Raw genomic sequence first — 21,875 nt, 5'->3', positions numbered from 1 at the left:
TCGAACTTATCTACCAGTACTGGTATATTTGTGATAATGGCCGGGCCTCGGGAGAATTCCAGCGACCCGGTGTACGCGGGCACTATCGTTCAAGAGTTCTTCCAAGAAGTGACGGAGTACGCGATATTCCTCCTCGATTCCAATGGGAACGTGGCGAGTTGGAACGAGGGTGCAGAGCGAATAAAGGGATACGAGCGTGACGAGATTTTAGGCACCCATTTTTCGGTCTTCTATCTGGACGACTCTGACAGTGACGCTCCCGAGAGAGCGCTCTCACTTGCAGAGCGCGACGGAAGCTACGAGGAGAAGGGGTGGCGTGTTCGAAAAGACGGGTCACAGATATGGGCACAAGTCACGATTCGCGCACTGTACGACGAAAGCGGGACTCTCAATGGGTTCGCGGAGATTGTCCGAGATATCACGGAGACCCGCGACTACCAAGAACAACTGGAGCGAAGTCGAGACCGACTCGAACGGACCGAGCAGTTAGCCGACGTTGGCGGGTGGGAACTCAATTTTGAGCCGCGTGCAATCAGCGTGACTGACGGAGCGAGACAACTTCTCGACGTTCCCAACGAGGAGGAACTCACGATTCGTGACGTCGTGGCGTTCGTTCACGACGACGACCGTGAACTGCTAGAAGACGCAGTCGAGAGGGCTCGACAGAGTGGTGAATCGTTCAACGTGGAACTTCGAATCATCACCGCGAAGGGGCGAAAGCGGTGGGTTCAATTACGGGGAGAGGCCGTCGAGGGCACCGACACTGTTCGCGGCGCAGTTCGTGATATTTCGGCTCGAAAAGAGCACGAAGAACGACTGATGGTCCTCAACAGGGTGTTACGCCACAACCTGCGGAACAACCTCAACGTCGTCACAGGGTACGCAAACAAACTGCAAAACGACCTCGAGGAACTCGAACACGCGTCGATGGCAGACGGTGACCTAACACATCTTCTCGATGTGTTCGATGACCTCTCCGAGACGACCGCTGGAATCCGCTCGGAACTGGCGGCGCTCACCCAGACAGTCTCTGCAGTGGACGAATTTGAGACGCAGTCTGCGGTACGGATGACAGAGCGTATCATCGAGAACGCCGAGGACCTCATGTCGACTGGTGAGAAGGCACGAGCGTTCGAGCAGGTGATGGAAAACGAGGTCGAACAGCGTGCGATTCCAGTGCACGATACCTTGTCGCAGCTACAGACGACCTACCAGCGAAAACACCCTCACTCGGAGATTAACGTCGTCGGTGGAGAAGCGCAGATTTTCGGAGACCAGGGGTCACTACGCCTCGCACTCGACGAACTCGTCCACAATGCGATTGTACACAACGACCGAGAATCGCCGACAGTCGAATTAGCGACGAGACGAGTCTCCACCGAACGGGTCGTGATTACTGTCAAAGATGACGGGCCGGGAATCCCGGAGACTGAACAAGAGATTCTAAAACAGGGTAAAGAGACCGCACTAACACATGGGAGTGGGATGGGTCTCTGGACTGTTCACTGGGTCGTTACACAGTTGGGGGGAGACGTCTCGATTACGAGCAGAGACACGGGTGGTTCGACGGTAGCGGTTCTTCTTCCTGCGCCACCCAAAATCGGGGCGTAATTGAGCCTCACCGGATAGAATCAAGACAGCACACGAAACGACGACTAATCTGAACCCCAGCGGTTCAGCGAGCGAAGCCACCCGGAGACACGACCACGGTTTTGTGGGTTGCGGGTGGGGGTCGAACCGGGCCCGAAGTCGGCGTCGAACTCCTCGTCGTCTGGGTACGGAACGACGCTGACGGCCTTGAACACCGCGACAGGGTCGCGCCAGACGGCCCAGTACGCCGCTGTCTTAGCGAGGAGGGCGACCTTCCGTGCGAAGCTCAACTCGGGAGTCTCGGAGATGGTGTCGTATCCAAGGTTTCGAATCGACCGGTGATGGTCGGCGTAGAGCACCGCCGAGAGCAACACCGGGAACTGACAGTCTGCGGGAAGGTGTTCGATTCCTGCGACACCATCGCGGTAGAGCGACTCCGTCCGCCGGAGTTCGTCTTGCATCACGGCCGCGACACACTCGTCGAAGTCGAGGGCGAGAATCTGGTCGACGTCGACGCCGTGGCGCTCCAGCGACGTCTGTGGGAGGTAGACGCGGTCACGCTCGACGACGTCTTCGCCGACGTCACGAAGGAAGTTCGACATCTGGAACGCCTGACCGAGTGCCGTCGCGTGTGGAAGCGCTGCCTCGGGGTCGTTCGGCCGCATCACGGACGTCATCATCCGCCCGACTGCCGATGCCGACCCGTCCATGTAGGTCTCTAACTCCTCGTAGGTGGCGTAATGGTCCTTGTCGATGTCGGACTCCATCGCGTCGATGAAGACGTTCACGTCCTCGGGGTCGATGCCGTATCGTTCCCGGAGCTCTGCGAACGCGGATAAGACGGGGTCGTCCGTGTCGACTTCTCCGAGTGCTTCGGCTCGAAGTCGTTCGAGTCGCTGACGCTGTTGCTCTGGTGGGGCCGTCTCTTCGGCATCGACGACCTCGTCGGCAACACGGAAGAACGCATAGAGGACGTACGTCGCGTGCCTGACGCGCTCCGGGAGGAGTCGCGTGGCGAAGTAGAACGTCTTCCCCGTTCGCTGTTGTATCTCTTTTCCGGCTTCAACCTGTGATTCGTTTAGCATCGTTTCATGTTCGCGTGACCGTCTTGTGTCTCGTGAGCGAGAAAAGGCCGGGAGGCCGCAAGTGGTCTCAACCAATCAATGGGTCTGTGTCGACATAACACTTGCCGCCACGGCGGAATCCCCCAGAAAACCCACCGACATAGCAGTGGTGACTCGGTGAGAGGGATGTGTCAGCCATCACTACCAGAACGTGTCGCTACAGTCGTAGACGACGCCGTGTTCCGGGCAGATGTATTTGCAATGGCGATGATTCATCGATGCCCCACAGTAGGGACACGGGCGGCCTTTCGGGGCCTCGATGCGACACGCGTCTCCGTCGGGGGCGTCCATACGAATTTTGCAAGGACTCCACTTACATATCACTTACTGCCACTGTCGGCATCTCCTGCCGGTTTGCAGTTCCGCGCTCGGTTCCAGACACACCACGCCGTGACGAATCGGACTCGTTGGTGACGGACAGTGGGAGAATCAGACCCCGGTCTGTGCCTCTTGAAGCGGGACCGTTCCTCGCGTCGTCATCGCGGCGACCAGCGCGACTCCGGCCAAGGCGACTGCTGCGATGCCCATCAGCGGGCGGTACCCCACGGCAGTCGCCGCCGCGGCGAAGACGATGGGACCAGTCGCTCGACCGAGGAACGTCGTGCTATTGCGCAGGCCCAAGAGCCCTGCACGGTACTCTTGGGTGACCCGGTTGCTGACCGCAGCATCGACTGCGGGCATGCTGAGTCCGAGTCCAGCACCGAACAACAGCACCGAGGCGATGACGAGAGTCGGCGACGGAGCGACGAACACACCCGCCAGCGCGAGCGCATAACAGACGAAGCCGAGGGTGATTATCCGCCCGTTCGAGAATATCCGTGCCAACCGGCCGTTCGCACTCGCAGCGCCGATGGCTCCCGCCTCTGCGACCATCAGCACCAGTCCAATGTAGAGCGGACCGACACCGTAGACTGCTGTCAGCAAGAATGGGAGTGCAGTCACGAGGGCACCGAACAGGAAGAACTCCGTGAGGAACGCCGTCGTGAGCAGTGCCCCCATTCCGATCGTGAGCGCCGAAATCGCACCCTTGAGGTACCCACTGGATTGCTCGCCCTCGCCGGGTGAATCGTCGCTCACTGGTGCATCGTCGCTCGCTTCACTGGGCTTCTTCACCGTTTCGTCGAGCGCGACGTACGCGAACAGCGCCACTGGGAACCCGAACGCGTATGCGATGAATGGGGTGTTCCACGCAACCGTGGCGAGTGCCCCACCGAGGACGGGAAAGATAGCGGCACCCAAGGAGAGAATGGCGATGTTCGCTCCGAGGACGGCGTTTCGCTGAACGCCTTCGAACACGTCGCCGATGACCGTGACCGTCGTGACGAACAGTGCCGCTGCAGCGGTTCCTTGAATCGCCCGCAACCCGAGCAACACGAGGTAGTTGGGTGCGAAGTAGCACGCGAGGCCGGCGACACTAAAGACCAGCAGGGCGGGAATGAGGACGCGCTTTCGGCCGATTCGGTCGGCGAGGAGGCCGACGAACGGAGAGACGACGATGCCCACGAGGAAGTACGCGCTCACGAGGAGACTCGCTTCGGCGTCGGTGAGCACGAATACGTCGCGAATGACGGGGAGCGCTGGAGCAACCAGCGGCACGCCCAGGGGTGCGAGGAGCGTGCTCGCGAGGACGACCTGTACAGTTGGGTTCTGCCACGGCACAGAACCGTCTTCGGACCGACGGAATGCCGGTATGTTCATCCTTACACCGTCCTGCCCGTGAGGTTGGATTCACCACTCCCCCCAGCGGTCACGAGTTCCCACGTCGTGACTGGCGAGCCGCCGCCACGGAAACGGGGCCGCAGTGCCCCCGACACGGTTTCACCGCTCGTGACGAACGTGCAACGTTGCTCATCCATGTACATCTAGAGGTCGTCTCTGAGATTAAACGCATCTTTGCGTCCGTCTGGTGTCGTGTCCTCACTCAGTGGTCGTCGCGGCGGAACTCACCCCAAATTTGGTACTGAAGTGGAACAACCCTCATGTACCGTGGTCACTGAGAATCACTGTCGACGTGTCGTATCAAACCAGTGTGAATATTACGACTCCTGACGAATCAGTAGAAAGAGCAGTCGATGGAGAAGGCGCTTTGGTATCTACTCACGGCGACACGGGGCGGAGAGAATCGGGTCCGAATCATTCGGACACTCTCTGACCAGCCGTTGAATGCAAACCGCCTCGCCGACGAACTCGACGTCGGCTACAAGACCATCCGACACCACCTCGACGTCCTCGAGTCGCACGGCGTCGTCGAAGCAGGTGGCGAAAAGTACGGGCAACTGTACTTCCTGACAGACCAGTTCGAACACTCCCGCGACACGTTCGAACAAATCACAAAACACCTCGAATAAACCATGGCAATGGGCACCCAAATTATGGCAGCGAGCGTCCTTTCGGGCGTGAACATCGTCTTCCTCGCGGCGTTAGCCGCCGTGTGGGTTCGCAACTACCGGACGTTCCGGACGTCGCTCGTCCTCGGCCTCCTCGCGTTCGCAGTGGTGATGCTCGTCGAGAACGCGTTCGCGCTGTACTTCCTGTTCACCATGCAGAGTCTCTACTCGGGCGACCCGCACGTCCAACAGGCGGTACTCGTCCTCCGCGCACTCCAACTCCTCGCGCTCACGTTCCTGACGTACGTCACGATGCGCTGAATCGGCAGACAAACCGTCTGTCACGATTCGCCAAATCGGCAGACAGTCGCGCCCTCGTTGCAGAATTTGGTACTAATTTGGAAAAATCAACATGAGGTCATCTCACGTCTGTCTCTCTGTGGATTCAACCACACGTGAGAGACGATGACCGACAAATCATTTTCGACGACACGACGAACCGTCCTCGGACTAACCGGCGCTGGTGCGCTGACCGCACTCGCCGGGTGCCTCGGTGGAGTGACCGCACTACAGGCGGACGGCAACGGCAACGGTAACCAGTCTGCGCGCACCTACCGCGTGACCGTGGCGAACCTCACCTCGAGTCAACCGTTCACGCCGCCTGTCGTGGTGGCCCACCAGCCCAGCGTGGAACTCTTCTCGGTTGGTGACCCCGCGAACGACGCCATCAAGGAGCTCGCCGAGAACGGGAACCTCGCTCCCCTCGGTGAACTCGCCGAGAGCCTGAACGAGGTTCGCGGTGCCGCCATCGCCGAGACACCGCTCGTTCCGACCGAACTGCCAGGGAGTGACATGTTCCCGTCGTGGACGACACTCGAACTGGAGACCGATGCGAGCGGTGCATACCTCTCGTTCGTGAGCATGCTCATCGGGACGAACGACGGGTTCACCGGGCTCGACACCGTCCCACTCCCGGACCAGGTGAACGAGTCACGGTCGTACTTCGCAGCGAGTTTCGACGCCGGCACTGAGACGAACACCGAGATGTACGCCGACATGGTCCCGCCTGCGCAGGGCCTCTACGGTATCGACTCCGGAACCGAAGGGACTGGAACGAGTAACCCAGACCTCGCCGAAGACGGCGTCATCACCCCGCACGGTGGTATCGTCGGCGACGGCGACCTCGACGTGGAGGTCTACGGCTGGGATGACCCCGTCGCACTCGTCCAAGTCGAACGCATGGCGTGAGTCGGAACACACGAACACGCCACCCGCGACACTCGCTCTGTCGCGTACCGTCACCCCTCGTCTTCTCACCCCTCGGTTCTCTCCACTGTTTCCTTCGGTCCCACTTCGTCCCTCGTTCCCTTTTCAACCTTCGCCCGATATCTGCAGTTCTCTCGCAGGCACTGATGTGCGAAATTGGTCATCTAAGAACGCTTTTTGTGGGTGGACGAATTTGGCATGGATAGACATGTCACAAGGCGATTTCGACGGGTACGGCGGACGATACGTGCCCGATATGCTCGAGGAGTCACTCGAACAACTCGCAGGCGCGTACGACGAGATTTCGAACACCGAGGAGTTCCAAGCCGAGTTCCGACGACTGCTCGAAGAGTTTGCTGGGCGGTCGACTCCGCTGTACCACGCGCAGAACCTCAGCGACCGGTACGGTGCCGACATCTATCTGAAGCGTGAGGACCTGCTCCACGGCGGTGCCCACAAGATAAACAACGCGCTCGGACAGGCACTGCTCGCGTCGAAAGCAGGAAAGAAGCGCCTCATCGCCGAGACGGGTGCCGGTCAACACGGGACGGCGACGGCGATGGTCGGCGCGCTCTTCGGCCTCGACACGGAGATTTACATGGGGAAGAAAGACGCCGACCGGCAGCGGATGAACGTCTTCCGGATGCGCCTGATGGGCGCCGAAGTCAACGAAGTGACTCGCGGCAACTCCGGACTCGCCGACGCAGTCGACGCGGCGTTAGAGGACTTCGCACAGAACATCGACGACACCCACTACCTCGTCGGGAGCGTCGTCGGCCCCGACCCCTTCCCGCGTATGGTTCGTGACTTCCAGAGCGTCATCGGACAGGAAGCGCGTGAACAGTTCCTCGAACGCACGGGCGAACTCCCGGACGCCGCCGTTGCCTGTGTCGGCGGCGGGTCGAACGCAATCGGCCTCTTCCACGCCTTCCGCGACGACGACGTGGCGTTCTACGGTGCCGAAGGCGGCGGTGAAGGGTCGTCGTCGAAGCGGCACGCCGCCCCACTGGCGAAGGGGAAAGACGACGTGATTCACGGCATGCGAACCCGCGTCATCGACGACGACGTGGAAGTCCACTCGGTTTCTGCCGGCCTCGACTACCCCGGTGTCGGCCCCGAACACGCGATGTTCCGCGCTCTCGGCCGAGCAGAGTACACTGGCGTCACGGACGACGAAGCACTCGCCGCGTTCCGCGAACTCAGTGAGACCGAAGGCATCATTCCCGCGCTCGAATCCAGTCACGCCGTCGCCCGCGCGATTCAACTGGCCGAAGAGGGAGAACACGAGACTATCCTCGTCAACCTCTCCGGTCGTGGCGACAAGGACATGGAGACTGCGTCCGAGAAGTTCGACCTGTAAACAGCGGTTCGAACTATCGCGGGCCGTTCGACGTCGATGGCTGTTGTGCTGCAGTGCAGTCTGTTTCACCTGTCGGCGACGTCGTCGGGCGAGGATGCGTCTGTCGGCGACGAGTCGTATAGAGAATAGCGTGACGAGGGGAACTACGTCCCGCCACGTTTGCAACTGACTCTACCTGCTGCCAGGGACTTGTAAACTGCTCTGGTGGAGAGATGTGGGGGAGTCTAGCCAACGAGTTCGCCGGCCAAACTGGAGGGTCCCTCTGACAACAGCGTATACCAAATGGATACCTGAGTAGTAAAGTGTGTTGGCTGTAGACGTGTGAGAAACATAGATTTCGCCGCCGGGAAAGACGTTTTTAAGAATTTCTCAAAATGAATAGTCAGAGCAGAGAGGGCTTTGTGGTCGGCCTGTACAGAGCTGTGAGAAGGACGGAAGACGACCACGGTGGCGTCGCTCTGTTTGGGTCGTGACGTCGTGAAATTGAGTAGTGCCCGGGGTGGGCTCCGAACCCACGATCTCCGCATGTCCCAGGTGCGAGGCCGGCATGACCTCGCGAGGGGCGGAGGCTTCCAAGGCGTTCCGCACCGATTGTGAAACCCTATGAGTGCGGCGCTATGTCCAGCTAAGCCACCCGGGCTCATCTTCGCGTTGTTCGGTGATTGTATTTAAGCTTCTCATCTTGACCGGCTCCGGTGCGAGTCACCATAGCACTCGGACCGGGTGGCCACCGCCGACATGACAGAGCTCACTACCGTCATTCGTGACTGACTGACCCACGGATTTATGACCCGACACTGGGTGCACACACGCATGAGCCAACCGGAGATCGTCCAGTCCGTCCTCGGTGGGGAAGACGTGGTGTCCCGCGTGCACCTCGGGGGCGAGGACGAACTGTTTGTGACTCCAACGCGGACACTCGTGTACCGCGCCGAGGGACTCCTCTCGGACGAATCTGTCGACGAGTTCTCACACGCTGCCGAGCGACTCTCGGTGAGCGAAGGACGACGGAAAGGAAAGATATCACTCGACTACGGTCTCGACGGAACTCAGACGTTCGGTCTCTCTGTGAAACACCTCGACGAGGCACTCCAGCCCGTCGTCGAAGGTGTCCTCTCTGCTGCCGGTGTCATCGACGACGACGAACGTGTCGTCCAGTCGTTCCGGTTCAGCGAACTCACGTTCACCGTCGCCGAGCGCCGCGTCGTCCGCCACATCGGAAGCGCGGTGTGGGACGAAGACTACGAGTCGTACCACTACGACAACGTGACCGACCTGGAGTTCGAATCGGGCAGTGTCGCGACGACAGTCGTCCTCACCGTCAACGGCCGCCAAGAGCGATTCAAAATCCCGAACGAAGAGGCACGTGTCGTCCGCGAGAAACTCGCGAACGCACTCTGTGCGCACCACGACGTAGGAAGCCTCGAAGAGTTCCGTCTCATGATTGCCGAACAGCAAGAAGAAGACGAGAGCGTCGAAGAAGCGCGGGACAACACCGACTTCGGAGCGGGTCCAGACCCACTGAGCGCCAACCCCGGCGAACTGTCCGACGAACCGGCGAACGCGACACGGAGTGCAGACGACGACTCCGACGAACCGCCTGAGAAACAGACCGTCGAAGCGACGAGTACCGGGAGTTCGACGACCGAGACGCAGACGGTTCAGTCTTCTGCGAACAAGGTCGCTGACGCGGCAGACCTCGGCTTCGAAGGCTCCGGGTTCGAACCGGCAGCAGATTCAGACGGCGACATCTCGGAACTCGCGGCCGAAGTCGAGGCACTCCGCACCGTCGTCGAGGCGCAAACCGAGCAACTCGACTACCAGCAACAGCTCATCGAACAACTCATCGAAGAACTCCGACGCGGTCGGTAGGTCGGCTTTCCACACTCGACTTCTCGTCTGTCGCTCCGTCTCAGAGCGCCCGTCTACTCTCGTCTGAACCGGTCTACTCTCGTCCGAACCTGCCTACTCTCGTCCGAGGACTTTTCTGATACACGACGACCCGAATGGGCCGAGTTCGCCCGATTCGAATCGGACGAAGTGCCCTGTCGATATCGACGCACCGCAGCGACGGCAGTCGAAGTCGCCCTCACGCTGGACGACCTGACTCTCGAAGCGGACGAACGTTCCGCCGCGATGGTGACGAATTCGGCCACCGTCTCGCTCGATGATGCCCCGGAGTTCCGCCGTGTCGAGGATGTCTCGCGTGAGTGTCGGGTCCGTCGTGACCGTCTCGATACGGTCGACTACCTCGGCGAGCGAGAGTTCGTCGACTTCGAGGTGTGCGAGGAGTTCGAGTGCGAGTTCGACGCGTTCCTCACGTGGTTGGTCCGTCACGAGTCGGATGCTATTCGAGTCCCATCGGGCTAAAGCCCTCCGAAGCACAAAGCGTTTGGTCGCTGCGAGACGACGCTCTGTCGAGTTACCGTGAAGCGCCCACGTCTCGTCGCTGGCCTCGCACTGGCCGTGCTGTTGGTCGGTGCGTTCGTCGTCTCACCAGCGGCCGTCGTCTCGCACGCGACGTGGGTCGCCGCCGACCCGGTTCGTCTCGTCGTCGCCGTGAGCCTCCTCGCCCTCGTTCGTCCGCTCCTCGCGTGGCCGACGACGCTCCTCGCGCTCATCGTCGGGTATGGACTCGGCCCAATCGGGATTCCGTTCGCCCTCGCGCTCATCGTCCTCACGAGTATCCCGCCGTTTATCTTCGCACGCCGGTTCCGCGGGACGAGTAGACTGGCCGAAGTCGGCGAGCAGACCGTCGCCATCACCGGGTCTGTCAGAGGCGTGACTGCGAGCAGACTGTTGCCGGTTCCTTCTGACGTCGTGTCGGTTGCAGCAGGCGTCGCGAACGTCAGACTCGGCGCGTTTGCACTCGGGACAGCGCTCGGCGAACTCCCGTGGGCGATTGCCGGCGTCGTCGCCGGCACGTCTGTCGAGACGCTCACGACCGACTCCCTGCAGGCAATCGTCCGCCCCGAGTTCGTCGCACTCGCGGCGCTCGCGGGGTGTGCACTTCTCGTTCCGCCTGCGTACCGCCGGTACCGAGCAGGGACAGAGGCGTAGGCGTCGAAAGCCGAACGAAAACGAACAGTGGTCAGTTAGTCGAGGAGCGACTCGCCAGTCATCGCAGCAGGCTGGTCGACTTCGACCAGTTCGAGGAGCGTCGGTGCGATATCGCAGAGCGACCCTCCGTCGCGGATGGACCGTCCACCCGAGAGCGGGCGGTCCGACTCGTCGTTCTCGTCGTTCTTGCCATTTTTGCCATTCTTGCTGTTCTTGCCGTTCTTGCCATTTTTGCCATTCTCGGCGTTCTCGGCGTTCTCCGCTGCCAAATAGACGAACGGAACCGGGTTGAACGTGTGTGCGGTGTGGGGTTCTTCCTCGGTTCCCATATCGTCCGCGTTGCCGTGGTCGGCGGTGATACAGACGTGGCCACCGTGTGCGCGGACGCTCTCGACGAGTCGGCCGAGCTGCTCGTCGACTGCTTCGACCGCCGCAATCGCGGCCTCGTAGTCGCCGGTGTGGCCGACCATGTCGGGATTAGCGTAGTTGAGCACCATCACGTTCGGGTCGTCGGACTCGATGTAGTCGATGGCCGTGTCGGTGAGTTCCTCGGCGGACATCTCGGGCTGGAGGTCGTAGGTCGGCACGTCCGGACTCGGGACGATGCGTCGAATCTCGCCCTCGAACTCGATTTCGCGGCCGCCGTTGAGGAAGTAGGTGACGTGCGGGTACTTCTCGGATTCTGCGAGGCGCAACTGCGTCATCCCCGCCTCAGAGATAACTTCGCCGAGTGTGTCTTCGGGTTGCTCCGGCGGGAACGCGACGGACACGTCGAACGTCTTGTCGTACTGTGTCATCGTCGTCATGAGAATCTCCGGGGGCGTTGTCTCGAACTCCCACTCGGGTTCGATGTCGCAGAGCATCCGGACGAGTTGGCGAGCGCGGTCCGCGCGGAAGTTGAAGAAGATGACCGAGTCACCGTCTTCGAGCGCGGGCGCGTCGTCGACGAGCGTCGGTTCGACGAACTCGTCGGTGTCGCCGCGGTCGTACGACTTGGTGACGGCGTCGACGGCGGTGTCTGCGGTCCACTCGGCCTCGCGCTCGACGATTGCGTCGTAGGCGCGCTTGGTCCGCTCCCAGTTCTGGTCGCGGTCCATCGCGTAGTAGCGTCCGGTGACGGTGGCGACCTGCCCGGTTCCCTGTTCGTCGACGACGGCTTCGAGATTGGTGAGGTAGCCTTCGCCGCCGGTCGGGGAGGTGTCGCGTCCGTCCATGAATGCGTGGGTGACGGCGCCGACACCGCGGTCTGCGGCGAGTTCGATGAGCGCGTGGAGGTGTTCTTGATCGGAGTGGACACCACCGTCGGAGACGAGTCCCATCAGGTGGACGCGCCCGCCGGTCTCTTCTACGTGGTCGTAGGCGGCCGTGATAGCCTCGTTCTCGTAGAACGACCCGTCTTCGATGCTGTCGCCGATGCGGGTGTACGCCTGTTTGACGACGCGGCCGGCCCCGATGTTGAGGTGGCCGACCTCGCTGTTACCCATCTGGCCGTCCGGGAGGCCGACGCGCCGGCCATCGACGATGAGCGTGCCGGAGGCACCCGCGTCGCGGTACGTGTCGAAGTTCGGTGTGTCCGCCGCTTTGATTGCATCGCGGCGGTCGTGGTCACCGAGACCCCATCCATCGAGGATGATGAGGGCTGCGTTCATAGCCGCTGGTTCGGCACCCTGGGGTAATTGTCCTTTGTTCTTGGCAGCGCCTTCCTCTCAGCCGACCCCGACGGCCTTTTCTTCCGGCGCACCGTCCACATCGGCGATGCGTCTGCGTGATTTCGACCTCGACGCGGCCGTCGACGAGTGGGTCGAGTATTACCTCGGAAACGGCCCTAGCCTCGTCGTCTTCATCCTCCTCAACGCCTCGGCGTTCCTCGTCGGCGTGAGTTTCTACGTTCACTCGGACCCCTCGCTCGCAGACATCCCGACATTTCTCTACCCGCTGTTCGGTGACTCACCGACTGCCCTCGCCTTGATGACGCTGTCGGCGGCGACGCTTCTCCCGAATCTCGGTCGGCGGGTCGTGGACGCCCCAGTCAACCGGCCACTCGCGTATCTCCACACGCTCGCGTTCGTCTGGTTGGTCAAGTACGGCATCTGGACGGCCGTCGCACTGAACCTCCGGCCCGACCTCTACGTCGGATTTTCGGGCGCCGCGCTCTGGGACTACTGGGGAATCATGCTGACGCACCTCGGGTTCCTCGTCGCGGCGTATCTCATCCCGCGCTACGGCGCGACGACGAAGGGCGCGCTCGTGTTCGCCCTCGGACTCGCCCTCGTCAACGACGTGTTCGACTACGGGTTCGGCTACTATCCTCCGCTGAAGTACGAGGCGGGTCTCCTGCTCGCGGTCATCACCGTTGGCCTGTCGTTTCTCGCGGTGTTTCTCGCCGCTCGTGCCTTCGACCGCCTTCCCCGTGGGTCATAATCACTAATCGCACGACAGCGTAGCGTTCCCCATGAGTCAGGCTTTTGGCCACCCGTAGACTATGGACACCTAATGGACTCCGCGGTACTGCTTGATCTACTCGGGAACGAAAACCGCCGCCGTATCTTGCGGCTACTCTCGCACAAACCGTGCTACGTCACCGAGATTAGCGAGTACCTCGGCGTCAGCCCAAAGGCCGTCATCGACCACCTCCGGAAGTTGGAGGACGCGGGACTCATCGAGTCACGCACCGACGACCAACGGCGCAAGTACTTCCACATCTCTCGGAACCTCCGACTCGAGGTGAACGTCTCGCCGTACGGCTTCGGCGCGAAGAGCGCGTACCCACCGAGCCCCAGTCTCGACATGGCCGGGCGCTGCCCGCACGTCTCACTGGACGTAGAAAACACCGAGACGAACGACGTCGTCGACCTCGCGCGCGAACTCGGGAAGCTACAGGAACTCGACAACGAACTCTCGCTCGCCCAGCGGTGGGTACAAGGGCGACTGACGGACGTACTCGACCGAATCAACGACCGGCTCGGCGTCGACGCCGACAGCCGGTTCTACGCCGAGATTCTCGCGTCGGTCGCGAACGGGTCGAACACGGTCAGAAGCGTCGCAAAAGACGTGAACGCAGACCCCAACATGGTCGATGGGGCACTCCAGCGCCTCGCCGAGGGTGGCCTCGTCGTCTACAACGGCGACGGCTGGGAGATTAACTGAGTGTCCGTACTCGCTTTTTAGCCGTTACAGTTCTCGCGTCAGGCCGTCTTTCAAATCACGGCCGAAGTAGTGGCCGACGATGCCAGCGAGGCCACCACTGAGTGCGCCGACGCCTGCAATCGCGAGTCCGTAGTCCGCGAGCAGTTGCACCGCGAACGGCGCAAACACCGAAAACAGCGTCGAGAGGACGAACGCCAGACCGGCCGCAATCGAGCCTGCGAGGGCGACTTCGACGTAGTGGCGTTTCGACCCGGCGATTCCGAGGAGGAAGCCAACAGCGGCGATACCGACGAACCGACCGACGAAGCCGACGATGGGGATTGCCCCACCAATCAGGAGGCCACCGATGGAGAGCACGAGCGCGACGAGGAACGTCCGGAGAGAGAACAGGCCGCTGAGACGGCCGCCACCGCGTTTGGACTGCTTCTGCGGCGTCGATTCGTCGTCGTCGAGGCTGAGTCCAGAGAGGATGTCGTCGACGGACCGCTCAGACTCCTTTTGGTCCGACCGTTGCATGTGTGAGTTGTGGGTGGGAAGGCTGATGGCTCTTGTGCCGCACCGTCTCGAACGCTCACAAGACACTTACTGTGTCAATCGAGTTTGGTGACATGAAACGCAGGCGGGTTCTCGCGTCTCTTGGGTCGCTCGTCGCTCTCTCTGGGTGTACGAGTGGGCTGTCTGAACCAGCATCCGACGAATGTGGTGAGTTCCAACTGTGTGAGGGGTCGCAGATGGTGAGGGTGTTCGTCAGTCCTGAGTTTTCTGGAGAAGCGATGCTGGACGCCGAATGCCGTGACAAGGATTTCGAGTTACAAGCGGGAGACTCGAAAACCATCAGGCGCGAGGTTGACGCCGAGACCTGTCCTGTCGCGCTGTACGTCGACGGCCAGAGAAGATACAGAGACACCATTCAAGACTACGAGTCGACGACGGTGCGAGTCAATTCGAGTGGTGAAGTCGAAGTGGAAACGGTCGAAGTCTAGCACGGGTTTTGGCAGTTTACCTCGTGAGTCGTACACCTGAGAAAAGGACTAATACGGGCCGAATTTCCGGACAGAGAGTAGTTCACGGAGGCCTTCTGTATCGAAGTCAGCGTCGGAAACGACCAGTTCCTTCCCCTCAGATCGAGCTGTAGCCGCAATCATGAGGTCGCGTGGCGACATGGGATTCCCAGATTCGAGAAGACGATTTTGCATCCGGGCAGCTTCAAACGCGACCTCCTCGGAGAAGTCGAGAGCGGTGACTCGACCGAAGTTCTCACGCGCTCCGATGAGGTCTGCCTCACCGACTGAGAACACCTCACCAGCGAGAACTTCGCAAATACAGATGCTGGAGGTGACTACGGTCGGTTGTTCATCGACGAACTCGACAACTTCCTTGACACCGTCGAGGTAATCGATGATAACTGATGAATCGAGAAAAGTCACTGCTCGTAGCTCTCTCGGGAACGCTTGATAGCTTCACGCGCCTTCTCGGCTTTGTCAGTCCCTTTCCACGCGCCAGCCTTCATCCCCGACCCTTCGTTCGCCAATCGGTCGAGGAACTCATCCCAGGTCTCATCGTCTCGCTTCAGTCTCGCCAGTTTCTCCTTCGTCTCGTCAGAGACACGAATTGACGTACTCATGTGCATACATTGCGTATGCGGCCGGAAGTAGTTTGAGAGGACCGTCTCTGCTGGATTGCTACAGTGAGTTCAGGGTTCCAGACTGCTGCATACACCCGCTGTCTGTGTCACGCGATTTCTGATAGCGATTGGAGAGGTTTCTACGGTCGTGCTGAACTCAGCGCACGAGTCGGTCAATCACGTATTCTAGACGAACCACGCCGTGCCATTCGTACACGTGGACTCTCGCATCCGACTCCCGAACACGCTAGAGCGCGTGTGAACCGAACGAGTAGGCAGAGTCGCTGAGAGTCCGGAGAGAGTCACAAACTTATCTCCGGACACGACGACTCTCTTATCAGAAATGTTGTCCGCGTCACAGGTCCCGGGATTGCCATTCGAGTCACTCCTGATTGTGGCCTCTCTGTCAGCCCTCGCACTGGCGGCGGTCCACCTCCTCGTCGGTGAGGGAGTCGATACCGAGACAGGGGCAGGGCGGTCGGCGCTGTCGGCCGCCGGGGGAGCGGCCGTTGCGTACGTGTTCGTCCTGCTGCTGCCCGAAGTAGCGCACTTCGCGGCCGGGGATTCGCGAGTCACCGCAGGCTCTGTCACCGAGGAGACAATCTACGGTGTCGCGCTCGCCGGGTTCGTCGTGTTCTACGGGCTGGAGGTTCTCATCGCCCGAACCACGGCCGAGCAGTCCGCAGCACCGCCACTCGTGTTCCGGGCCTACATCGCCGTGTTCGCCCTCTATAGTAGCCTCATCGGCTACCTCCTGTTTCACCAGGAACTCCCGGGCGTCGTCAACCTCTTGCTGTACGCAGTCGCGATGGGACTGCACTTCAGCATCACCGACCACGGGATACGCCGACACCTCGGGGCACAGTACGACCGCGTGGGGCGGTGGGTGCTCGCGGGTGCGACCCTTCTCGGTGCCGCGGTCGGGTTCGTCACACTGGGTCAACCCCTCGTCATTACCGGGCTGTTCGCGTTCGTCTCCGGCGGCATCATCCTCAACGTCATCAAGGAGGAACTTCCGCACCCCCGACGGGGCCGGTTCCTCTCTTTCCTCGGTGGTGCAGTCGCGTACACCCTCGTCGTCACACTCATCTGAGTCCAGTCCGGCTCAGTTGCGACCGGACGAGTGATACGACCGACCTCGAAGGGTGGACCGCCGTGTTTGGGGTCTCCGAACGTCGTTCGTTTAGTAGATATGACCTCTATTTGTTGCACACTACTCCTATCCCAGTCAGAGTAGTTCGACAGGCCAGTGCTGGAGGTTCTGTTTGAGTTGCACCGAGAGACGAGCGTAGCGAGTCTCTTGGCCCTTTTTGGTCCAGATTTTTGCTCCGAGCGGGTCGCGTAGCGACCCCGAGGAGGAAAAAGGTGGAAGAGTGGGATTCAAGTCTGACCCCGCGTTATCCCGCGATATGAACGCAGGGGACCGCGTCCGCGTCACACGCGCGGATGTCACGAACGAAGGTGTCTTGATGCCCTCTTCTACCGACGAGTATCTCGTCCTCAAACTCGACGGTGGCTACAACGTCGGCATCGACCGCGACGATGCGGACGTCGAAGTGCTCGAAACGGACGTCTACGACATCGAAGACGCACAGACTGAGAGCGGCGGAACCTCCGAAATCGAGTTCGACGAGGACCTCCCGACCATCTCGCTCATCTCGACCGGTGGGACCATCGCGTCGACCGTCGACTACCGAACGGGCGCCGTGACGGCGCAGTTCGACGCCGAAGACGTGCTTCGGGCCGTGCCGGACCTCGCCGGGCGCGCGAACTACCGTGGTCGCGTCGTCGCCAACATCCTCTCTGAGAACATGACGACCGACGTGTGGGTCGACCTCGCCGAGGCCATCGCCGAGGAAATCGAGGCGGGTGCAGACGGCGTCGTCGTCATGCACGGCACGGACACGATGCAGTTCTCCGCATCGGCGATGTCGTTCATGCTCGACACGCCCGTCCCAATCGTCTTCACGGGCAGTCAGCGCTCGGCAGACCGTCCGTCCTCGGACAACGTGATGAACGCCGTCTGCGCCGTCGAGGCCGCGAAAGCCGACGCCGCCGAAGTCATGATTTGCATGCATGGGTCGGAGTCCGACGACGTGTGTGCCCTCCACGAGGGAACCCGCGTCCGCAAGAACCACACCTCCCGGCGCGACGCCTTCCAGACCATCGGCGCAAAGCCACTCGGCGAAGTCGACTACGAGGCCGAAGAGGTCACGTTCCGCCGCGACTACACCGAGCGCGACGAAGAAGAACTCGCACTCCACTCGGACCTCGAATCCGGCGTCGAACTCCTGAAGTTCACGCCCGGCATGGACATCGCGGCACTCGACTACCTCGAGGACAAGGCGGGCCTCGTCATCGAAGGGACCGGTCTCGGGCACGTCCACACCGACTTCATCCCGCGAATCGAGGAACTCATCGAGAACGGGACTGTCGTGGTCATGACCTCGCAGTGTCTCGAAGGCCGCGTCTGTGACCGCGTCTACGACACCGGCCGCGACCTCCTCGACGCCGGCGTCGTCGAAGCGGGTGACACCCTCCCCGGAACCGCGAAGGTGAAGCTCATGTGGGCGCTCGCCAACCACTCCGACCCGGCAGATGCGATGGGGCGAAACCTCGAAGGCGAACTGACCGAGCGGTCCGTCCCGTGGGAGTAATCTGATGGAAATTCGACCCGCCAGACCGGAGGACTACGAGGCAGTCGTCGGGTTCACCCGCGACACGTGGGCCGACCGTGGCGGGTCAGACTACATCCCCGACATCTACCACGAGTGGATAGCGCCTGGCGAAGCAGAGCAGGCAACGCTCCTCGTCGATATGGGTGACGAAACACCATCCGAAGAGGTTGCGGCCATCGCGCAGATGGTCATGCTCTCGGAGTACGAAGCGTGGGCGCAGGGAATGCGCGTCGCACCAGACTACCGCGAGCAAGGCCTCGCAACTACACTCACCCACGCACTGTTCGACTGGGCACGCGAACAGGGTGCTCGTCGCGTTCGGAACATGATATTTTCGTGGAACGTGCCGAGTCTCGCGAACTCCCGCCACGTCGGGTTCGACCCGGGGATGGAGTTCCGCTGGGCGACACCCGAACCGGATGCCGACGCGACACCGGCGTTAGACGTGAGCGACGATGCCGACGCAGCGTGGGCGTTCTGGACTGGATGCGAGATGCGAACTGCGCTGTCGGGACTCGCGCTCGACCCAGTCGAGTCGTGGGCAGTCTCCGAGTTGACTCGCTCGAAACTCCACGACGCGGCGGCCGACGACCGTCTGTTCGTCGTCGACGACGACCGAGTCAGTGGCTTTACCTACCGAAACCGAACGTACTCGCGCGAGCTGGAAGACGAAGGCGAAGTGACGTGGGCCGAGTACGCAGTCGCCGCGTGGAACGACGCCGAGACCTGTCGCTCACTCATCGATGCCGTTCGCCGTGATGCGGCGGCAGTCGGCGCAGACCGAACGCGCGTCCTCGTCCCCGAAGGGGTCCAGTGGGTCTCTGACGTCTCACTCGCTCGAAGTGACGTTGCAGAACAACCAACGTTCGTGATGGAAGCGGACCTCTCGTAAGGGGTCGCACGTCACCGCCACGTCACGTCGTGGACTTCGAATCGGGCACCACCGAGTTCGGAGTCGTTGATCTCGAATGACCACCCGTGGAGGTCGGCGATGCGTTTTGCAACTGAGAGCTCGACCGAATCGTAATCGACGCCGAGCACCTGTGTTTGTCCAGCCGTCACGGCACGTTCTTCGTCTGAGGGCCGTGGTCCATCGTCGTCCACGTAGAATCCGTTCATCGTCGCCCCGACGACGATTTGCGTGGGGTAACCCGGAACCGAACTTCGACCAATGGCGTTGGCAAACAGCGAACTAAGGAAGAGTCCGAAGAGGTGTTCGTCCGCATCGAGGACGCCACCACCGACGACGCGGAAATCGATGTTCGTTCCATCACCGACCTCGTCCCACTCGATTTGGGCGTACTCGCGGAAATCGACTGATTCGAGGTCGAGTGTCGCCACTTGGTCGGCGAGTGCGATGCTCCGTTCGATGACGGCGTCGATACGAGAGAGTATCTTCGACAGCGACGACGCATCGGGACCATCTTTCGCCACGAGTTTCGCAGCCTTCTCCATGGCCGACGAGAGGGGTTCTTTGAGTTCTTTCGACAGGACGTGCGCGAGCATCGCGAGGTGCTGGTTCTTCTCGTTGACTTGCAACTCTGCGAGTCGTCGCTCGGTGATGTCGAGGTGCATGACGAGGACAAACCGACCGTGGCGAGGCGTATCGTAGGGAACCGCACGCATCAAGAACCACCGGTAGACCGTCGGCGAGTGACACGGATACTCGATCGCCAACAAGTCCTGTTGACCGCGGAGGAGCGAACGAATGCCGTCGGCGACGATACCTGCTGTCTCACTCTCCTCACGGGCGGCATCACAGACGGCGACGTAGTTGACGCCAATCGAGGTGGAGTCGCCGGCGTAATCGTTGCTTTCAGCGAACATTCGCCACGCTCTGTTCGTGTAGATGATGTCGCCGTGTTTGTCGAGAATCGCGACTTCTGCCGGGAGTTCGTCGAATCCGCGTTCAATCAGCGATGCATCTCCCATGAGATGTGATACGCGTTATGAGTGCTTGACAGTGCCTCATATATGTAATCCGTAAGTACAACGGCAAAGCGCGCGACTGCGCCGCCGCTGTGAACTCAACCGCAGTCGGTGGTTCGCATTTGGTACAGAAACTGCGAGGGTGGTGTCAGGTGTGGTCAGTCCGAGGCGACGACGCGCCGCTTACGGCCATTTCCCTCCGAGTCCGCCATGGAGAGAACGTCGTCGAAGAAGCCGAGGGAGTCGTGAGGGCCGGGGTGCGCTTCGGGGTGGTACTGGCGCGTGATGACGCTCAGTGCTTCGCTTTCGAGTCCTTCTGCAGTGTCGTCGTTGACGTTGACTTGCGTCACTTCGAGGTTTTCACCGGGGTCGGCGACGGTGTAGCCGTGATTCTGGGTCGTCATGATGACCTTCCCAGTGTCGAGGTCGCGGACGGGTTGGTTCACGCCACGGTGACCGAAGGCCATCTTCTCGGTGGTACCGCCGAGTGCGCTCGCGACGATTTGTTGACCGAGACAGATACCCGCGATGGGAACCTCGCCGGCGAACTCCTCGACGAGTTCGCGCGCGGCGCCGAAGTTCTCTGGGTCGCCAGGGCCGTTCGAGATGAACAACACGTCGGAGTCGAGTGCGGTGACGTCGTCGGCCGTCGAACCGTACGGGAGGACGTGGACAGTCGCACCGCGCTCGACGAGCGAGTCGATGATAGACTGCTTGGCACCACAGTCGATGAGGGTCACCGTCTTGTCACCGTCGCCCTCGTAGGTGGTGGGTTCAGGAGTGGTTACCTGCGTGCCGATGTCGACGTGCTCGCTCATGCCCTTACACTTCGCGAGTTCTTCTTTCGCTGCTTCTGGGGTCGCATCCTCGCCCACGACGATACCGACCTTCATCGCACCTTCTTCGCGAATCGAAGTCACGAGGTCGCGCGTGTCGAGGTGGTCGACCGCCGGGACACCCTCGTCGGCGAGCCACTCGACGACGTCGTCGGTGAACTCGCGTGCAACGGCGGCCCGTGGGTGGACCCGGTCGGACTCGAATCGCTCGGCTCGGACGCCGTAGTTGCCGATGAGGGGGTACGAGAAGGTGAGTACTTGTTCTTCGTACGAAGGGTCGGTCAGACTCTCTTCGTATCCCGTGTATGCGGTCGTGAACACCAGTTCGCCACGTGTACGTCCCGGAACGCGACCACGCGCTTCGACCACGCGGCCATCCTCCAGGGCCAGATAGGCGTCCGACATTACGAGAAACGAACGGAACACGGGTGCATAAGTGTTGCTTTCGAAGCCGAGTTACGAAATTCGTAATCGGTAAGTCGCTGGGGGCGGCACGTGGGGTATGGACGAGCTGGACCGACGTATCCTCGACATCCTCCGACGGGATGCTCGGACCCCCAACACGGAGATTGCGGCAGAAGTCGGAACGTCCGAGGGGACGGTTCGAAACCGCGTCGAACGGTTGGTCGAGGAAGGCGTCATCGAACGGTTCACGATTGCGACCCGCACCGGGAACCTGAAAGCGATGATCGAGGTGACCGTCGCGGTCGACGTCGATACCAACGACGTTTCGGAACTCATGTCCGAGTGGAAGGACGTCGACTTCGTCTGGCAGGTCTCGGGCGAAGAGGACATCGTCCTCGTCGTCGACGCCGCCGACACGCGTGCAGTAAACGACCTCATCACACGTGCACGCGAGCACGACGACGTAAAGAGTACCAAAACCCGCTTGATTCTCGACGAGCGACTCGGGTGAGTTCGTTCCCCGCTGGTT

25 protein-coding genes and 1 tRNA gene are annotated in these 21,875 nt (G+C 61.1%); 14 read left to right on the top strand and 12 right to left on the bottom strand.

Annotated features, from left to right (window positions below; translation table 11 throughout):
- The first annotated feature begins 36 nt into the window (after positions 1-36).
- Positions 37-1,611 carry a PAS domain S-box protein gene (locus GJR98_RS07420; RefSeq protein ID WP_151136963.1) on the top strand — a complete coding sequence of 525 codons (1,575 nt, stop codon included), beginning with the start codon at positions 37-39 and terminating at the stop codon, positions 1,609-1,611.
- Between the two features lie 44 nt (positions 1,612-1,655).
- On the opposite strand, the gene GJR98_RS07415 is transcribed toward GJR98_RS07420, so the two are convergent.
- The 4 genes from GJR98_RS07415 to GJR98_RS07405 form a co-directional block, all read right to left on the bottom strand.
- Positions 1,656-2,675 carry a phytoene/squalene synthase family protein gene (locus tag GJR98_RS07415; protein ID WP_151136961.1) on the bottom strand — a complete coding sequence of 340 codons (1,020 nt, stop codon included), beginning with the start codon at positions 2,673-2,675 and terminating at the stop codon, positions 1,656-1,658.
- 180 nt (positions 2,676-2,855) lie between these two features.
- Positions 2,856-3,005: an HVO_2523 family zinc finger protein gene (locus GJR98_RS17945; protein ID WP_191965433.1), complete on the bottom strand. Its 150-nt coding sequence runs from the start codon at positions 3,003-3,005 to the stop codon at positions 2,856-2,858.
- 138 nt (positions 3,006-3,143) lie between these two features.
- On the bottom strand, positions 3,144-4,412 hold the full coding sequence (locus tag GJR98_RS07410) for an MFS transporter (protein ID WP_151136959.1): 1,269 nt from the start codon (positions 4,410-4,412) through the stop codon (positions 3,144-3,146).
- Positions 4,413-4,414: 2 nt separating this feature from the next.
- Positions 4,415-4,570: a hypothetical protein gene (locus GJR98_RS07405; RefSeq protein WP_154269715.1), complete on the bottom strand. Its 156-nt coding sequence runs from the start codon at positions 4,568-4,570 to the stop codon at positions 4,415-4,417.
- A gap of 216 nt (positions 4,571-4,786) precedes the next feature.
- Between GJR98_RS07405 and GJR98_RS07400 the strand changes: the two genes are divergently transcribed.
- The 4 genes from GJR98_RS07400 (at position 4,787) to trpB (ending at position 7,667) form a co-directional block, all read left to right on the top strand.
- Positions 4,787-5,062 carry an ArsR/SmtB family transcription factor gene (locus tag GJR98_RS07400; protein ID WP_151136957.1) on the top strand — a complete coding sequence of 92 codons (276 nt, stop codon included), beginning with the start codon at positions 4,787-4,789 and terminating at the stop codon, positions 5,060-5,062.
- A 9-nt stretch (positions 5,063-5,071) separates the two neighbouring features.
- Positions 5,072-5,362, top strand: a complete 291-nt coding sequence (locus GJR98_RS07395) for a hypothetical protein (protein WP_191965432.1) — start codon at positions 5,072-5,074, stop codon at positions 5,360-5,362.
- A 144-nt stretch (positions 5,363-5,506) separates the two neighbouring features.
- Positions 5,507-6,289 (top strand): spondin domain-containing protein, encoded by a 783-nt coding sequence (locus GJR98_RS07390; RefSeq protein ID WP_151136953.1) that lies wholly within the window; start codon positions 5,507-5,509, stop codon positions 6,287-6,289.
- A 226-nt stretch (positions 6,290-6,515) separates the two neighbouring features.
- The gene (gene trpB, locus GJR98_RS07385) at positions 6,516-7,667 is read left to right on the top strand and encodes a tryptophan synthase subunit beta (RefSeq protein WP_151136951.1); all 1,152 of its coding nucleotides are present in this window, start codon (positions 6,516-6,518) and stop codon (positions 7,665-7,667) included.
- 491 nt (positions 7,668-8,158) lie between these two features.
- Here trpB and GJR98_RS07380 read toward each other — a convergent pair.
- Positions 8,159-8,307, bottom strand: a tRNA-Met gene (locus GJR98_RS07380).
- A gap of 173 nt (positions 8,308-8,480) precedes the next feature.
- Here GJR98_RS07380 and GJR98_RS07375 point away from each other — a divergent pair.
- On the top strand, positions 8,481-9,539 hold the full coding sequence (locus tag GJR98_RS07375) for a DUF7115 domain-containing protein (protein ID WP_151136949.1): 1,059 nt from the start codon (positions 8,481-8,483) through the stop codon (positions 9,537-9,539).
- Between the two features lie 93 nt (positions 9,540-9,632).
- Here the strand turns inward: GJR98_RS07375 and GJR98_RS07370 are convergent, their stop codons facing one another.
- Positions 9,633-10,004, bottom strand: coding sequence for a DUF5830 family protein (locus GJR98_RS07370; protein WP_151136947.1), 372 nt, complete (start codon positions 10,002-10,004; stop codon positions 9,633-9,635).
- 90 nt (positions 10,005-10,094) lie between these two features.
- Here GJR98_RS07370 and GJR98_RS07365 point away from each other — a divergent pair, with 90 nt between their 5' ends.
- A complete protein-coding gene (locus GJR98_RS07365; protein ID WP_151136945.1) occupies positions 10,095-10,727 on the top strand; it encodes a TVP38/TMEM64 family protein in 633 nt (210 codons plus the stop codon).
- Positions 10,728-10,762: 35 nt separating this feature from the next.
- Here GJR98_RS07365 and gpmI read toward each other — a convergent pair whose 3' ends face one another.
- The gene (gene gpmI, locus GJR98_RS07360) at positions 10,763-12,376 is read right to left on the bottom strand and encodes a 2,3-bisphosphoglycerate-independent phosphoglycerate mutase (protein WP_151136943.1); all 1,614 of its coding nucleotides are present in this window, start codon (positions 12,374-12,376) and stop codon (positions 10,763-10,765) included.
- A 106-nt stretch (positions 12,377-12,482) separates the two neighbouring features.
- On the opposite strand from gpmI, the gene GJR98_RS07355 reads away from it, so the two are divergent.
- A complete protein-coding gene (locus GJR98_RS07355) occupies positions 12,483-13,148 on the top strand; it encodes a DUF1405 domain-containing protein (protein ID WP_151136941.1) in 666 nt (221 codons plus the stop codon).
- A 72-nt stretch (positions 13,149-13,220) separates the two neighbouring features.
- Positions 13,221-13,874 (top strand): ArsR/SmtB family transcription factor, encoded by a 654-nt coding sequence (locus GJR98_RS07350; protein ID WP_151136938.1) that lies wholly within the window; start codon positions 13,221-13,223, stop codon positions 13,872-13,874.
- 24 nt (positions 13,875-13,898) lie between these two features.
- On the opposite strand, the gene GJR98_RS07345 is transcribed toward GJR98_RS07350, so the two are convergent.
- On the bottom strand, positions 13,899-14,390 hold the full coding sequence (locus GJR98_RS07345) for a hypothetical protein (protein WP_151136935.1): 492 nt from the start codon (positions 14,388-14,390) through the stop codon (positions 13,899-13,901).
- A 92-nt stretch (positions 14,391-14,482) separates the two neighbouring features.
- Here GJR98_RS07345 and GJR98_RS07340 point away from each other — a divergent pair, with 92 nt between their 5' ends.
- Positions 14,483-14,857 (top strand): hypothetical protein, encoded by a 375-nt coding sequence (locus GJR98_RS07340; RefSeq protein WP_151136933.1) that lies wholly within the window; start codon positions 14,483-14,485, stop codon positions 14,855-14,857.
- Positions 14,858-14,905: 48 nt separating this feature from the next.
- Here the strand turns inward: GJR98_RS07340 and GJR98_RS07335 are convergent, their stop codons facing one another.
- Positions 14,906-15,301 (bottom strand): type II toxin-antitoxin system VapC family toxin, encoded by a 396-nt coding sequence (locus tag GJR98_RS07335; protein ID WP_151136931.1) that lies wholly within the window; start codon positions 15,299-15,301, stop codon positions 14,906-14,908.
- Positions 15,298-15,498 carry a DUF7557 family protein gene (locus tag GJR98_RS07330; protein WP_151136929.1) on the bottom strand — a complete coding sequence of 67 codons (201 nt, stop codon included), beginning with the start codon at positions 15,496-15,498 and terminating at the stop codon, positions 15,298-15,300. The genes GJR98_RS07335 and GJR98_RS07330 overlap by 4 nt, the downstream gene beginning before the upstream one ends.
- A 394-nt stretch (positions 15,499-15,892) precedes the next feature.
- Here GJR98_RS07330 and GJR98_RS07325 point away from each other — a divergent pair, with 394 nt between their 5' ends.
- From GJR98_RS07325 to GJR98_RS07315, 3 genes are all read left to right on the top strand, one after another.
- Positions 15,893-16,591 (top strand): hypothetical protein, encoded by a 699-nt coding sequence (locus tag GJR98_RS07325; RefSeq protein WP_228717156.1) that lies wholly within the window; start codon positions 15,893-15,895, stop codon positions 16,589-16,591.
- A 316-nt stretch (positions 16,592-16,907) separates the two neighbouring features.
- A complete protein-coding gene (gatD, locus tag GJR98_RS07320) occupies positions 16,908-18,155 on the top strand; it encodes a Glu-tRNA(Gln) amidotransferase subunit GatD (RefSeq protein WP_151136927.1) in 1,248 nt (415 codons plus the stop codon).
- A 4-nt stretch (positions 18,156-18,159) separates the two neighbouring features.
- Complete coding sequence (locus GJR98_RS07315; RefSeq protein WP_151136925.1) at positions 18,160-19,068, top strand: GNAT family N-acetyltransferase; 909 nt, start codon at positions 18,160-18,162, stop codon at positions 19,066-19,068.
- Positions 19,069-19,079: 11 nt separating this feature from the next.
- Here GJR98_RS07315 and GJR98_RS07310 read toward each other — a convergent pair whose 3' ends face one another.
- On the bottom strand, positions 19,080-20,108 hold the full coding sequence (locus GJR98_RS07310; protein ID WP_151136923.1) for a PAS domain-containing protein: 1,029 nt from the start codon (positions 20,106-20,108) through the stop codon (positions 19,080-19,082).
- Between the two features lie 155 nt (positions 20,109-20,263).
- Positions 20,264-21,346 (bottom strand): glutamine-hydrolyzing carbamoyl-phosphate synthase small subunit, encoded by a 1,083-nt coding sequence (carA, locus tag GJR98_RS07305; RefSeq protein WP_151136921.1) that lies wholly within the window; start codon positions 21,344-21,346, stop codon positions 20,264-20,266.
- A 97-nt stretch (positions 21,347-21,443) separates the two neighbouring features.
- On the opposite strand from carA, the gene GJR98_RS07300 reads away from it, so the two are divergent.
- Complete coding sequence (locus tag GJR98_RS07300; RefSeq protein ID WP_151136919.1) at positions 21,444-21,857, top strand: Lrp/AsnC family transcriptional regulator; 414 nt, start codon at positions 21,444-21,446, stop codon at positions 21,855-21,857.
- Positions 21,858-21,875: the final 18 nt, after the last annotated feature.

It is taken from the genome of Haloferax marinisediminis, assembly GCF_009674585.1.
In the GTDB taxonomy this organism is placed as follows: domain Archaea; phylum Halobacteriota; class Halobacteria; order Halobacteriales; family Haloferacaceae; genus Haloferax; species Haloferax marinisediminis.
Note: the sequence above shows the minus strand (reverse complement) of the source record. Positions and strands in the feature narration are given on the sequence as shown.

What these genes read in the sequence shown, in the direction of transcription:
- GJR98_RS07420 (WP_151136963.1), top strand. Translation starts at nt 37, where the DNA reads ATGGCCGGGCCTCGGGAGAATTCCAGCGACCCGGTGTACGCGGGCACT.
- GJR98_RS07415 (WP_151136961.1), bottom strand. Translation starts at nt 2,675, where the DNA reads ATGCTAAACGAATCACAGGTTGAAGCCGGAAAAGAGATACAACAGCGA.
- GJR98_RS17945 (WP_191965433.1), bottom strand. Translation starts at nt 3,005, where the DNA reads ATGGACGCCCCCGACGGAGACGCGTGTCGCATCGAGGCCCCGAAAGGC.
- GJR98_RS07410 (WP_151136959.1), bottom strand. Translation starts at nt 4,412, where the DNA reads ATGAACATACCGGCATTCCGTCGGTCCGAAGACGGTTCTGTGCCGTGG.
- GJR98_RS07405 (WP_154269715.1), bottom strand. Translation starts at nt 4,570, where the DNA reads ATGGATGAGCAACGTTGCACGTTCGTCACGAGCGGTGAAACCGTGTCG.
- GJR98_RS07400 (WP_151136957.1), top strand. Translation starts at nt 4,787, where the DNA reads ATGGAGAAGGCGCTTTGGTATCTACTCACGGCGACACGGGGCGGAGAG.
- GJR98_RS07395 (WP_191965432.1), top strand. Translation starts at nt 5,072, where the DNA reads ATGGGCACCCAAATTATGGCAGCGAGCGTCCTTTCGGGCGTGAACATC.
- GJR98_RS07390 (WP_151136953.1), top strand. Translation starts at nt 5,507, where the DNA reads ATGACCGACAAATCATTTTCGACGACACGACGAACCGTCCTCGGACTA.
- trpB (WP_151136951.1), top strand. Translation starts at nt 6,516, where the DNA reads ATGTCACAAGGCGATTTCGACGGGTACGGCGGACGATACGTGCCCGAT.
- GJR98_RS07375 (WP_151136949.1), top strand. Translation starts at nt 8,481, where the DNA reads ATGAGCCAACCGGAGATCGTCCAGTCCGTCCTCGGTGGGGAAGACGTG.
- gpmI (WP_151136943.1), bottom strand. Translation starts at nt 12,376, where the DNA reads ATGAACGCAGCCCTCATCATCCTCGATGGATGGGGTCTCGGTGACCAC.
- GJR98_RS07355 (WP_151136941.1), top strand. Translation starts at nt 12,483, where the DNA reads ATGCGTCTGCGTGATTTCGACCTCGACGCGGCCGTCGACGAGTGGGTC.
- GJR98_RS07350 (WP_151136938.1), top strand. Translation starts at nt 13,221, where the DNA reads ATGGACTCCGCGGTACTGCTTGATCTACTCGGGAACGAAAACCGCCGC.
- GJR98_RS07345 (WP_151136935.1), bottom strand. Translation starts at nt 14,390, where the DNA reads ATGCAACGGTCGGACCAAAAGGAGTCTGAGCGGTCCGTCGACGACATC.
- GJR98_RS07340 (WP_151136933.1), top strand. Translation starts at nt 14,483, where the DNA reads ATGAAACGCAGGCGGGTTCTCGCGTCTCTTGGGTCGCTCGTCGCTCTC.
- GJR98_RS07330 (WP_151136929.1), bottom strand. Translation starts at nt 15,498, where the DNA reads ATGAGTACGTCAATTCGTGTCTCTGACGAGACGAAGGAGAAACTGGCG.
- gatD (WP_151136927.1), top strand. Translation starts at nt 16,908, where the DNA reads ATGAACGCAGGGGACCGCGTCCGCGTCACACGCGCGGATGTCACGAAC.
- GJR98_RS07315 (WP_151136925.1), top strand. Translation starts at nt 18,160, where the DNA reads ATGGAAATTCGACCCGCCAGACCGGAGGACTACGAGGCAGTCGTCGGG.
- GJR98_RS07310 (WP_151136923.1), bottom strand. Translation starts at nt 20,108, where the DNA reads ATGGGAGATGCATCGCTGATTGAACGCGGATTCGACGAACTCCCGGCA.
- carA (WP_151136921.1), bottom strand. Translation starts at nt 21,346, where the DNA reads ATGTCGGACGCCTATCTGGCCCTGGAGGATGGCCGCGTGGTCGAAGCG.
- GJR98_RS07300 (WP_151136919.1), top strand. Translation starts at nt 21,444, where the DNA reads ATGGACGAGCTGGACCGACGTATCCTCGACATCCTCCGACGGGATGCT.